General features: G+C 70.1%; 9 protein-coding genes and 1 riboswitch. Of the genes, 6 read left to right on the top strand and 3 right to left on the bottom strand.

The features are described 5' to 3' along the window. Positions 1 to 153: 153 nt before the first annotated feature. Both BQ8008_RS13430 and BQ8008_RS07510 read right to left on the bottom strand, forming a co-directional pair. The gene (locus BQ8008_RS13430; protein WP_199907956.1) at positions 154 to 294 is read right to left on the bottom strand and encodes a hypothetical protein; all 141 of its coding nucleotides are present in this window, start codon (positions 292 to 294) and stop codon (positions 154 to 156) included. Positions 295 to 552: 258 nt separating this feature from the next. Then, positions 553 to 1,323, bottom strand: a complete 771-nt coding sequence (locus BQ8008_RS07510; protein WP_108833470.1) for a phosphotransferase — start codon at positions 1,321 to 1,323, stop codon at positions 553 to 555. Between the two features lie 481 nt (positions 1,324 to 1,804). Between BQ8008_RS07510 and sucC the strand changes: the two genes are divergently transcribed. From sucC to BQ8008_RS07490, 3 genes are read left to right on the top strand one after another with little or no spacing between them, the layout of a single operon-like run. Next, positions 1,805 to 3,010 (top strand): ADP-forming succinate--CoA ligase subunit beta, encoded by a 1,206-nt coding sequence (gene sucC / locus BQ8008_RS07500; protein WP_108833468.1) that lies wholly within the window; start codon positions 1,805 to 1,807, stop codon positions 3,008 to 3,010. A gap of 3 nt (positions 3,011 to 3,013) precedes the next feature. Then, positions 3,014 to 3,955, top strand: a complete 942-nt coding sequence (sucD, locus tag BQ8008_RS07495) for a succinate--CoA ligase subunit alpha (RefSeq protein ID WP_108833467.1) — start codon at positions 3,014 to 3,016, stop codon at positions 3,953 to 3,955. Beyond that, positions 3,952 to 5,205, top strand: coding sequence for a cell division protein PerM (locus BQ8008_RS07490; RefSeq protein WP_108833466.1), 1,254 nt, complete (start codon positions 3,952 to 3,954; stop codon positions 5,203 to 5,205). The genes sucD and BQ8008_RS07490 overlap by 4 nt, the downstream gene beginning before the upstream one ends. Before the next feature lie 57 nt (positions 5,206 to 5,262). On the opposite strand, the gene BQ8008_RS07485 is transcribed toward BQ8008_RS07490, so the two are convergent. Then, positions 5,263 to 7,758 carry a hypothetical protein gene (locus BQ8008_RS07485; RefSeq protein ID WP_108833465.1) on the bottom strand — a complete coding sequence of 832 codons (2,496 nt, stop codon included), beginning with the start codon at positions 7,756 to 7,758 and terminating at the stop codon, positions 5,263 to 5,265. A gap of 346 nt (positions 7,759 to 8,104) precedes the next feature. Beyond that, a riboswitch (ZMP/ZTP riboswitch) is annotated at positions 8,105 to 8,194 on the top strand. A gap of 26 nt (positions 8,195 to 8,220) precedes the next feature. Between BQ8008_RS07485 and purH the strand changes: the two genes are divergently transcribed. The 3 genes from purH to BQ8008_RS07470 all read left to right on the top strand — a co-directional run bounded on the left by purH (position 8,221) and on the right by BQ8008_RS07470 (position 11,969). After that, positions 8,221 to 10,032: a bifunctional phosphoribosylaminoimidazolecarboxamide formyltransferase/IMP cyclohydrolase gene (gene purH, locus BQ8008_RS07480; RefSeq protein ID WP_108834781.1), complete on the top strand. Its 1,812-nt coding sequence runs from the start codon at positions 8,221 to 8,223 to the stop codon at positions 10,030 to 10,032. Positions 10,033 to 10,137: 105 nt separating this feature from the next. Then, on the top strand, positions 10,138 to 10,437 hold the full coding sequence (locus tag BQ8008_RS07475; protein WP_108833464.1) for a DUF3017 domain-containing protein: 300 nt from the start codon (positions 10,138 to 10,140) through the stop codon (positions 10,435 to 10,437). Between the two features lie 179 nt (positions 10,438 to 10,616). Continuing rightward, positions 10,617 to 11,969 carry a dicarboxylate/amino acid:cation symporter gene (locus tag BQ8008_RS07470; protein ID WP_108833463.1) on the top strand — a complete coding sequence of 451 codons (1,353 nt, stop codon included), beginning with the start codon at positions 10,617 to 10,619 and terminating at the stop codon, positions 11,967 to 11,969. The last annotated feature ends 79 nt before the right edge of the window (positions 11,970 to 12,048 follow it).

Below are 12,048 nucleotides of genomic sequence, written 5' to 3'. Positions count from 1 at the left end.
TGGTGAGCGCCGCCACGTCATCCGCCTGTGGTCCCAGGAGCGTTTCCTAGGAGCGGCTTTCGCGCGCTGTCGGTTCCCGGTAAACCTACGGTTGAGGGAGTTAAATGTCCTCCTGTTTGGGGAGCAGGGGCCGGCAAGGCCATGGCCAGGGATCTACCTGTCTCGGCGAGCGCGGAACCTGCGGGCCTCGGCGTCGATGACGCGTTTGCGTCGGTGTCCCCACCGCCTGCCGCTCCAGAGGTCGAGCAGCACCACGGCGCCGACCAGTTCGCTCGTGGCCGTCGGTGCGGGCATGACCGTCTCCCCTCGGAGTCCCTTCGCTGGTGTTCATCCATGGTGATTCGCGTCGTGGCGCGCAGCGCAGGATTGGGGACGTACTTCGTGATCGGGGACTGCGTTTCGTGTCGGGGACGTACTTTTCCCCAAGATGACTGCGTTCTGGTCCCAGTCATCTGCGACAGAACGCAGTCCTCGTGCCGAAAGTACGTTCTCGACGGCGCTCACGGCCGAAGGCCTTGTGCCGCGATCCTGGGGTGGTTCCGTCAGGGCCTCTTATATGAGCGCTCTGGTGAGTGCCGCCGCGTTGGTCCTCAGATAGTGGATGTCACGCAGATAGGCGGTGTCATGGCCGTCGTCGAGGTGGGACTGGAAAGCCGCGTCGCCCTGTGCCGCCTGAGACCGCATGTAGCTGACCAGATCGAGCAGCCGTTGGCACATGGCCTCGATGACCTGTGTCCGGTCCACCTCGCCGTACTCGTCGCAGAACAGCCGGGCCCGCCGAGCCTGCTCGGCCAGAGAGCCGAAGCCGACCGCATTTTCTGGTGCGGTGAGCGGGGCGAACCGATAGATCGCGTAGGCGACGTCGCGGATGCGAGAGCCCGGGTGCGCGGTGTCGAAGTCGATGATGCAGACCATCCGGCTTCCATCGAAGACGCAGTTGTACGGCGCGAAGTCCCCGTGGCAGACGACCTCATAGGGCTCAACCGCAGTCAGCATCCAGCCGTCCACCACTTTGGTCGCCAAGTCGCTGGTCGCCTCGTGCAGTGAGTGCAGCGCTCGTGCCGCCGAGACGAGCACCTCGTCGCTGCGCAGTTCCTCAGACAGCGGGTAGGAGCCGGTCTGGCCCTCAATGAACCCGAGGACCTGCCGGTCGTCGTCGGACAGACCAAGAAATCTCGGTGAGTACCTGAACCCCCGGCACTCCAGCACGGTGAGCAGCCACTCGACATTGGCGCTGCCCTGGCGCCGACGACGAAGTACTCTGCCGCCCACCTTGGTGACCTCGGTCGACCCGCCCCGAAGGTCCTCGGGAACCTCGCTCATGCCACCTGCTCCATGCCTTGTCATCCTACGCTGTGGACGACGTCGGGCTCGAAGCGTAGAGGTTGGAGCAGGTGCCGGGAACGTACTTCGTGATCGGGGACTGCGTTTCGTGTCGGGGACGTACTTTCCTTCAAGATGACTGCGTTCTGGTCCCAGTCGTCTGCGACAGAACGCAGTCCTCGTGCCGAAAGTACGTTCTCGACGGCGCTCACGGCCGAAGGCCTTGTGCCGCGAGATGAGCCCGACCGGGCGGCCGACCAGCAGCACATCGGTCAGTCGTCAGGCTCGCCGGGCCACAGCGGCCGCCCCCGCCCGCCCCGCCTCGCCGTGAGACGTCGCGGCAGCCCTACGTGAGACGCCCGAAGTCAGCCTCGTGTCCAGCCCGTGTGGAGCGTCCTGGGACGTTAGGCTCACCATTGGCGCCAGCCCGGAGTCGGCCCGCGCCCTCAAGCCATCCACATGCCCCGAGAGGATCAGCTGCATGGATCTCTACGAGTACCAGGCCAGGAACCTGTTCCGCCAGCACGGCGTCCCTGCGCTCGACGGCGCCGTGGCCACGACCCCCGAGGAGGCGCGCAGCGCCGCGCAGTCCCTCCTCGATGCGGGCAGTGAGCTGGTCGTCGTCAAGGCCCAGGTCAAGACCGGCGGCCGTGGCAAGGCCGGCGGCGTCAAGCTCGCCCGCACCGCCGATGAGGCCGAGGCCCGCGCCCACGACATCCTGGGCATGGACATCAAGGGCCACACCGTGCGCGCCGTCCTCATCTCCGACGGCGTCGACATCGATGCCGAGTACTACTTCTCCATCCTCCTGGACCGAGCCGAGCGTCAGTACCTGGCCATGTGCTCGCGCGAGGGCGGCGTGGACATCGAGACCCTCGCCGTCGAACGCCCCGAGGCCCTGGCCCGCGTCGGCATCGACCCGCTCGAGGGTGTCACCCCCGAGGTCGCCCACAGGATCGTTGAGGCCGCCGGTTTCGCCTCCGGGCCCCTGGCCGACGACGTCGTCGCCGTCATCGAGCGCCTCTGGGAGGTCTTCACCGCCGAGGACGCCACGCTCGTGGAGGTCAACCCCCTGGTCAAAGCCGCTGACGGCCGCATCATCGCCCTGGATGGCAAGGTCACCCTCGACGACAACTCCCGCTTCCGTCATCCCGCCCACGCCGAGCTCGTCGACAACGCGGCCACCGACCCCCTCGAGGCCCGCGCCCTTGAGGCCGGCCTCAACTACGTGCGCCTCGAGGGCCAGGTCGGCGTCCTGGGCAACGGTGCCGGCCTGGTCATGTCCACCCTCGACGTCGTCGCCGGGGCCGGTGAGCGCCACGGCGGCATGAGGCCCGCCAACTTCCTGGACCTGGGCGGCGGGTCGTCGGCTGAGGTCATGGCCACCGGCCTGGAGATCGTGGCCTCCGACCCCCAGGTGCGCGCCATCCTCGTCAACGTCTTCGGCGGCATCACCTCCTGCGACACCGTCGCCCAGGGCATCGTGGCCGCCGTTGAGGCCCTGGGCGGGCTGCCCAAGCCCGTCGTCGTGCGCCTGGACGGCAACAATGCCGAGACCGGCCGCGCCATCCTGGCCGAGGCCGCCATCGACGGTGTCACCGTCGTCGACACCATGGACGGGGCCGCCGACGTCGTCACCGCCATCGCCGAGCAGATCAGCGGTCAGCCCGCTGCCAAGGAGGCCTGAGACATGAGCATCTTCCTGACAGAGACCGACCGCGTCATCGTCCAGGGCATGACCGGCTCCGAGGGCCGCAAGCACACCACCCGCATGCTGTCGGCCGGCACCAAGATCGTCGCCGGCGTCAACCCCCGCAAGGCCGGCACCACCGTCACCTTCGACATCGCCCCCATCGGTCCTGGAGCCGGCGAGGTTCAGGCCGGAACCGTCGAGGTCCCCGTCTACGGTACCGTCGCCGAGGCCAGGCAGGCCACCGGCGCCGAGGTCAGCGTCGTCTTCGTCCCGCCGGCCTTCGCCAAGGGCGCCGTCGTCGAGGCCGTCGATGCCGGAGTGCGCCTCGTCGTCGTCATCACCGAGGGCATCCCGGTGGCCGACGCGACCTGGATGCGCGCCTACGCTGCTGCCCACGGCGTGCGGATCATCGGCCCCAACTGCCCGGGCATCATCTCCCCGGCCCGCTCCAACGTGGGCATCACCCCGCCCGACATCACCGGGCCCGGCCCCCTGGGCCTGGTCTCCAAGTCCGGCACCCTGACCTACCAGCTCATGCACGAGCTGTCCGACCTGGGCTTCACCACGTGCATCGGCATCGGTGGGGACCCGGTGGTCGGCACCACCCACATCGACGCCCTGGCCGCCTTCGAGACCGACCCCGACACCCGTCTGGTCGTCATGATCGGTGAGATCGGGGGCGACGCCGAGGAGCGGGCCGCCGCCTACATCCGTGAGCACATGACCAAGCCCGTTGTCGCCTACGTCGCCGGCTTCACCGCCCCCGAGGGGCGCACCATGGGCCACGCCGGCGCGATCGTCTCCGGCTCGTCGGGCACCGCCGAGGCCAAGAAGACCGCTCTGGAGGCCGCCGGCGTCCGGGTGGGCCGTACCCCCAGCCAGACCGCGGAGATCGCCCGCGAGCTCTACCGTCAGCTGGGTGGCGAGGTGAGCGCTTGAACCTGTCGCGGTCGCGAGTCGGTGCCCTGACGTCCTGGGCCCTGTGGTCCCTGCGCGTCGGGATCGAGTCGGTCGGCCTGGGCTGGCTGGTGGTGGTGCTGCTGACGGTGGCCGTGTCCATGGCGACCTCGAGCCTCAGTGCCGCGGCCGCCCTGAGCGCCGGTGAGGCCCTGCGCGCCGGAACCGCCCTGTGGGGCCTCGGCTTCGGGGGAATGGTCACCTCGTCCTCAACCGACCAGGGCACCCTCGGCCTGCCGCTGCTGGGACTGACCCTGGCACAGGTGGCCTGGACCTGGAACTGCGTGCGGAGGGCCCGCCCCACGCGGCCTCTGGCCGGGGCGGCCATCGTCGTCGCCGCGACCACCGTCGCGGTCCTGGCCTGCCTGACCGGTTCCCAGGGGCTGAGTACCTGGCCGGCGGTCGGCGGCATCGCCGTCATCACGAGCGTCGTCGTCGCCGTCCGGCTCCAGCGCTCCGGCAACGGCTGGCCGGCCCTGACCCGATGGTGGGCTCGCCGTCCCCACTGGGCGGGCCCGGCCCTGTCACTGGCCTACGGCGCCGCCCGAGCCTTGGCGCTTCTGAGCCTCCTGGTAGGGGTCGTCGCCGTCTTCATGGGAGCCGGCCGGGTCTCGGTCCTGCACGACGCGCTGTCCGGGGGAGGTGTTGTCGCGATGGCCGGTCTCGTCCTGCTCCAGCTCGCCTGGGTGCCGACCATGCTCATCTGGGCCTGCTCCTGGCTCATCGGCGCCGGCTTCTCCGTGGGGACGGGAACGGTCTTCGCTCCCGACCGCGTGGTGGCCGGCCCCGTCCCCACCCTTCCGCTGCTGGGGCTGCTACCGACGGCGCCGCTGAGCACCCTGGGCCTGTGGCTGCCGCTCGTGGTGACGGTCGGCGCCATGGTGGCCGCCTGGAGACGCCGGGCGGTCCTCAACTCCCTGCGGGTGCGCCACGCGGTCAGTGCCGCAGGGACCGCCGCCCTCCTCGTGGCGGTCGGTGTGGGCCTGCTGTGCCTGGCGGCCTCCGGCTCCATGGGACCCGGCCGCATGACCGACGTCGGCCCACAGGTCCTCTACACGGTGATCCTCGTGTTCGTCGAGGTGGGGGTCGGTCTGGCCGCCATGGCGATTCTGGCCCATCCCTACACTCGCACCTGGGCCAGGGGAGCCCTGCCCGAGTCGAGGCTGCCCGTCTCCCGTCGTGCTCAGGAGGCGACCGAGGCCGACGGCGATTCGCAGGACGCCGGGGCATAGCCCCGAGCGCTCCGCCCCGCCCGACGGCGTTACGGGGACGCGAGCCGCCTGCTTGGGCTATCGGGCCGGAGCATCCGTGCTGCTCAGAGCCCTGATCGCCGCGTCCACGGCCTCGACGAGCTCGGGCGTCACCGCGAGGGCCGCCGACCCGGCCCGGTAGGTCATCCCGGGGATGGGGGTGTAGAGGACGTTCGCCTCCAGGCTCGCGCGCCCCTCCTTGAGGGCCTGCCACAGGTCGGGTGCGTCGTGGAGGAACCGCGTGACGCGCTCGTCGGAGGCCAGGTGCTCCAGGACGTTGTCGGCCGACTTGTGCGCCGCCCGGCCAGGCAGCCTGCGGGGAGGAATGTCGGTCTCGTCGTCGTCATCGATGGTGGGGGCCGCCCCCTGGTACTCGACGACGACCAGCTGGTCCCCGTCGGATGAGAGCGCCAGCGCGTGGACGGGGCTGTTGACGGGCCGCTGGTCGATGGCGCTGCCGCGGAAGGCGTCGGTGATCCGCAGCCCCTCCAGGATGGCGAACTGCTCGCCGTTGCCGGTGTTGAGCCGGCGTGAGAGGTCCAGGATCTCGGCCTGCTGCTCCGCCACCGAGGCAGCCAGATCGCGCATCTCGCCGACCACGCGCGAGTCCGCCCCGGAGGCGGCCAGGTCGGCGACGGTCTCATCGAGCCTGCTGGGCTCGAGGGCATCGACGCCGACGACGCCCAGGGACTCGGCGAGCTTCTGGAGGCGGTCGATATCGGCCTCGACGGCCACTTGTCGCTTGGTACGCGCCGTGAACAGGTCCTGGCTCTCGGAGAAGCTCTCAGCGGTCCGGATCCGCCGGTTGACCGAGAGCTCGGCGGCCAGGTCGGTGCCGCCGCCCGCCGGGCTCGCGCTCAGGGCCGAGCGCGGCATGTAGGTCGTCGCGAAGTCCAGCAGGCTCAGGGACGCCTGTCCGGGAGTGAGGGTGAGCAGGTAGCCCATGAGACTGGTGGACGAGGGCGCCGTGCTGATGCGACGGCCCGGTGCTCCCAGGGTCAGGATGAGGGAGAGCCCCATGGCCACCGCGGCCAGCGCCCCGATCGCGTAGAGCAGCCCGTGGGTGCCGCTCAAGCCGTCCCACCACTGGGAGAACAGACGCGGCAGCGCTGAGAGGAACAGGTCGTCCTCGGTGTCCTTGAGCTCGGGGGCGAGCTGCCAGACGGTACGAACCTCGTACATGCAGCACAGGAGGAACAGCACGACGCTGACCACCAGGATCCCCAGACGGAAGCCCTGGCGGGCATTCGGCTCATCCCCCGGCGTCGTGGCCTCCATGGCATCGGCCCGTACGCCGCGCACCTGCTCGGCGGTGGCCCGCCCGGCCCGCATGGCGTAGAGACGCCCCTGGCGCAGGTCCCCGTAGGCGCCCCAGGTGACGGCCAGGTCACCCCAGGTGAAGTTCGCCAGTGCCACCACTGAGACGATGAGGGCGCGCACGAACGGCGGAGCCTCGGTGAGGTTGGGGTAGCGGGGCGCCGGCGCTCCGGCCACCGTCCAGCCGTGCACGCCGGCGTAGGCGCGGCGGTGGGCGTCCAGGAGCAGGCAGGCGGCCATGAGGATGACGGATAGGGGGATGGCGCTCAGGCCTCCGCCATTGATCCGCCACAGGAACATGAGCAGCGCCGGGAAACCGCCTCCGGAGTCGCCCTGGCCGAGCTGCTGGGCGATCCTGGCGATGTAGGTGGCGTGGTCGCTCACTGACTGCAGGATGACCAACGCCGGCAGTATCCAGGCCACGACCCGCAGCCACACGAGGTTCTTGGCCCCTTCGAAGGCCGGCGAGTCCTTGAGGCGCCACAGCGTGATCGCCAGCGCCACCGCCATGGTGATGTTGGCGGTGCTCACCTGGTTGCTCACCGCCAGGACGTTGCTGCCCTCCTGGGTCATGGACCCGGAGGTCCACGGATTGAAGGAGAACGGCAGACGCCCGTTGCCCAGGACCGAGGAGAGCAGGCTGCTCTCCTCAAGAGCCCGGATGCCGTCCTTGACGGCCGTCAGGCCGGCACCGGCTGCGAATCCGAGCAGGGCCCAGTCGGAGGCCGCCAGGCGGCGCATCCGGCCCGGGGCCAGGAAGACCACGAGGACCAGGGGCACCAGGGGACTGAGCACGTCAAGGGCGATGGTCAGGGCGATGCTCATCCCGTTGCCCATGACGGACAGTCCTGCGCGGGTGCGTACCGCGCTCATGATCATGGCCACGATGAACGACCACACGGCGCCGACGCCGTACATGAGGACCACCGAGCGCCAGTTGATCGTGCGGGTGCGAGCCAGCAGGGCCACCACCATGAGGCACACGGCCATGAACGCCGCCGGGACCGTCGCGTAGGCCAGCCGCGGCACCATCACCAGGGCGGCGATGAGCAGCGGGATCATGAGGGCGTAGGCTCCGCGCACCACCAGGTTCAGAGCGCTGGATAACCCCGGGTGGCGGCTCCACCAGCGCCGGTAGGCGGAGGCGGCCTCCTGCCACCGCTCAGGGGGAGTCCCCCGATATACCGGTGTTGCTGCGATGTTGATGGGCGCAGTCATGTTGCGGACTGTATGCCGTATCTAAAGCCGCTTGCAAGGAAACAGGCCATTCGGTTGGGTGGTTCGCCGGCAGCGACACGGCCGGCGGTGACGTGGGCGCCGGACTGCCGATCCTCAGGCGGCGCAGGTCTTCCCGGTCAGGGTCTCCACGCCAGGAGCCTCGGCGCGTTGGCCGCCAGTGGGGCGTCGCCGGTGAGCGGGAGACGGTCGTGGTCCACGTGGCCGCTTACGGAGTCATGGGCGATGGTGAGGCCCTGCTGCTTGAGGCGCTCGGACGCAGGACCGGGTATGCGTCGCAGGCTCGCCGCCCGATCCCGGTCGCATGACCGGATCCACCCGATAGGATGAGGGCGGCCGCGACTGGCGAGGGTGGGGCACCACCGGGGAGTGGCCGAGGCCGTCCACGTACGGGACGTCGCCCGCCTGGGCGTCCCGCCCACCGAACGCCGCACCAGGAGCAGCATGTCCTCCCAGCCCGCCCAGTCAGATCAGACCTCCTGCCAGACCGCCTCCACCCCGGTGCCCACCGCCCACGTCCCCACCGAGGGCCTCGTCAGCCCCGACCGCGTCCCTGTGCGCCGCGCCCTCGTCTCCGTCTACGACAAGACCGGCCTCGTCCCGCTCGCCCGGGCCCTGGCCGACGCCGGCGTCGAGCTCGTCTCCACCGGCTCCACCGCCGCCACCATCGCCGACGCGGGCCTGGCCGTCACCCCGGTGGAGGAGGTCACCGGCTTCCCCGAGTGCCTTGAGGGACGGGTCAAGACCCTCCACCCGGCGGTCCACGCCGGCATCCTCGCCGACCGCCGCAAGCCCGACCACCTCGACCAGCTCCAGGCCCTGGGCGTGGCCCCCATCGACCTCGTCATCGTCAACCTCTACCCCTTCACCGACACCGTCGCCTCCGGGGCCCCCTTCGACGCCTGCGTCGAGCAGATCGACATCGGCGGCCCCGCCATGGTGCGCGCCGCCGCCAAGAACCACCCCGCCGTCGCCGTCGTCACCAGTCCCGGCCGGTACGACGCCGTCGCCGCCGCCGTGCGCGAGGGCGGATTCACCCTGACCGAGCGCCGCCGCCTGGCTGCTGAGGCCTTCGCCCACACCGCCGCCTACGACGCCGCCGTGTCCACCTGGCTGGCCGGCCAGGTCGAGGCCGACGCCGCCGCGGACGAGACCGGTTCCGGCGAGCCGGCCTCCCTGCCCGCCTACGTCGGCGTCGGCTACGAGCGCCTGGCGAGCCTGCGCTACGGGGAGAACCCCCACCAGCGCGCCGCCGTCTACCGCACCGCCGGGGCGAGTGGGGGAGTGGCCGGTGCCCGCCAGCTCCACGGCAAGGCCATGAGCTACAACAACTACACCGATACCGACGCCGCCGTGCGTGCCGCCTATGACCACGGCCAGGCCGTCACGGTCGCCGTCGTCAAGCACGCCAACCCCTGCGGCATCGCCGTCTCCGCCTGCGGTGACGTCGCCGAGGCCCACCGCAAGGCCCACGCCTGCGACCCGGTCTCCGCCTACGGCGGCGTCATCGCCACCAACGCCACCGTCACCGCTGAGATGGCACGCCAGATCAAGCCGATCTTCACCGAGGTCGTCGCCGCTCCCGCCTTCGAGGGCGAGGCCGTGGAGATCCTGTCCACCAAGAAGAACCTCCGTCTGCTCGTCGTCGAGCCCCCGCTGCGTGAGGGCTATGAGATCAAGCAGGTCTCCGGCGGTGCCGTCATCCAGGAGCGTGATGTGCTCAGCGCCGAGGGCGACGACCCGGCCACCTGGACGCTGGCCGCCGGGCCGGAGGCCGACGACGCCCTCCTGGCCGAGCTGGCCTTCGCCTGGCGCTCGGTGCGCGCCGTGCGCTCCAACGCCGTCCTCCTGGCCCACGACGGCGCCACCGTCGGCGTGGGCATGGGACAGGTCAACCGTGTCGACTCCTGCAGGCTGGCCGTCGAGCGCGCCAACACCCTGGGTGCCCGATCCACCGGAGACGCCGCCGCCGACAGCCCCCAGAAGGAGAAGGGCGCCGTCGGCGGGGCCGACGCCACCGAGGTCCTGGGGGACTCGACTGGTGACTCATCCGCCGTCCCGGAGCGCGCCCGCGGCGCCGTGGCCGCCTCGGACGCCTTCTTCCCCTTCGCCGACGGGCTCCAGGTGCTCATCGACGCCGGGGTGCGCGCCGTCGTCCAGCCCGGAGGGTCCATCCGCGACCAGGAGGTCATCGATGCCGCCCAGGCCGCTGGCGTCACCATGTACCTCACCGGCACCCGCCACTTCGCCCACTGACCCTCCGGCGGCCTCGTGCCCGGAGGTGGGAGCGACGGGCGCGAGGCCGGTTGCCCGGGAGGAAGGTCGTGGACCGACGCCCCGCGCGCCGATAGGCTCATCACCGTGACTCACGACCCGCATCCCCAGCAGGCCGAGCACAAGGAGCCCTACCGCACCATCTGCGTCGTCCTCGTGGCCATCGGCCTGGCGATGGTTCCCGCCATCGCGCTGCTGGGACACCGCCGCATCGCCGTCCTGTGGGCGGCCACCGGGATCCTGGCGCTCGCCATCGTCAGGATCCAGCGTCCCGACGGCACCTGGCTGGCAGCGCGCAGTCGCCTGTTCGACGTCGTCTTCGGCATCTGTCTGGCCGCGGTCCTGTTCCTCCTGTCCCCCTACGTCAACCTGCCCCGCGTCATGTGACCCGGTTCGCCGGTTGTCTTCGGTAGGCCTTCGCCATTGGCTCACCCCACGATCCGCTGTGATCTGTGTCGGCCCGGTGCCCATTTGCCGAACCGAAGCGGCGTTGTAACCGGCCGGTATGGCACGCTGGGCCCATTCACGACGTTTTGTCACATTGCTTCACACACTGAAGGTCCCCTATGTCACGCAATCCCTCGGCATCGCCCTCACTGGGTTATCGTCTCAGCCACAGCATCCTGACCTGGGTCATCGGCGCCATTGTCCTGGCCCTGCTCGTGGGGTCCGTCCGGATCGGTGGCCACCCGATCATCCCCAAGGCAGTCGGCAACGTCTTCGCGACCTTCTCCGACCTGTTCGGCCAGTTCCTCAACTTCGCGATCCCGCTCATCATCATCGGTCTGGTGACCCCCGCCATCGCCGACCTGGGACGCGGCGCCGGCAAGTGGCTCGGCATCACCACTGCCCTGGCCTACACCTCCACCCTCTTCGCCGGCTTCCTCACCTTCCTGGTGTGTGCGGCCACCTTCCCCCGCCTGCTCGCCGGGACCTCCCTGACCGACGTCGCCAAGCCCGAAGGGGCCCTGAGCAGCTACTTCACCGTGGAGATGCCCCCGCCGGTCGAGGTCATGACCGCCCTGCTGCTCTCCTTCATCCTCGGGATCGGCCTGTCCATGGTTCCCCGAGGAGTTCTGCGCAAGGGCTCCATCGAGTTCCGGGCCATCATCACCCGACTCATCGAGCGGATGATCATCCCGTTGCTGCCGCTGCACATCTTCGGCATCTTCCTCAACCTCACCTACACCGGCGCCGCCGGCTCGGTCATGAAGGCCCTCCTGAGGGTCGTCGTCGTGGTCCTCATCCTCGAGGCCGTCATCCTGGCGATCCAGTTCGTCGTCGCCGGGGTCATCGGCCGCAAGAACCCGTTCAAGGCCCTGCTCACCATGGTCCCGGCCTACCTCACCGCCCTGGGCACCTCCTCCTCGGCGGCCACGATCCCGGTGACCCTGCGTCAGACGAAGAAGAACGGCGTCTCCGACGCGGTGGCCTCCTTCACCGTCCCCCTGTGCGCCACGATCCACCTGGCGGGGTCGACCTCGAAGATCTTCGCCTTCGCCTTCGCGATCGTCCTCACCCAGGACCTGCACGTGAGCACCGCCCAGTGGGCCGGGTTCATCTTCATGCTCGGCATCACGATGGTGGCCGCGCCGGGCGTGCCCGGAGGCGCCATCATGGCGGCCACGGGCCTGCTGTCCTCCATGCTCGGCTTCAATGACCAGCAGGTGGCCCTCATGATCGCCACCTACATCGCTCTGGACTCCTTCGGCACCGCCACGAACGTCACCGGTGACGGCGCCATCGCCATCATCGTTGACCGTATGGCGGGCGGCTCCGTCAATGACGAGGGCGACCCGGAGAACGTCCGCGAGCTCTCCTTCGACGGCATGGCCTACCTCCACGCCGTCAGCGTCGAGGGCGTCGTCAGTCCTGAGGAGCTGGAGGCGTCCGCTGCCGCCGCCCGTTCCGGCGAGTAGGTTCGAGCAATCCCGAGTGGGCTCGAGTGAGGCTCGAGCAGGCCTCAGTCAGACACCGAGGGGGCGCCTGGAGTCACCG

It is taken from the genome of Actinomyces sp. Marseille-P3109, from assembly GCF_900323545.1.
In the GTDB taxonomy this organism is placed as follows: domain Bacteria; phylum Actinomycetota; class Actinomycetes; order Actinomycetales; family Actinomycetaceae; genus Actinomyces.
This window is presented reverse-complemented; position numbering and strand designations above follow the sequence as displayed.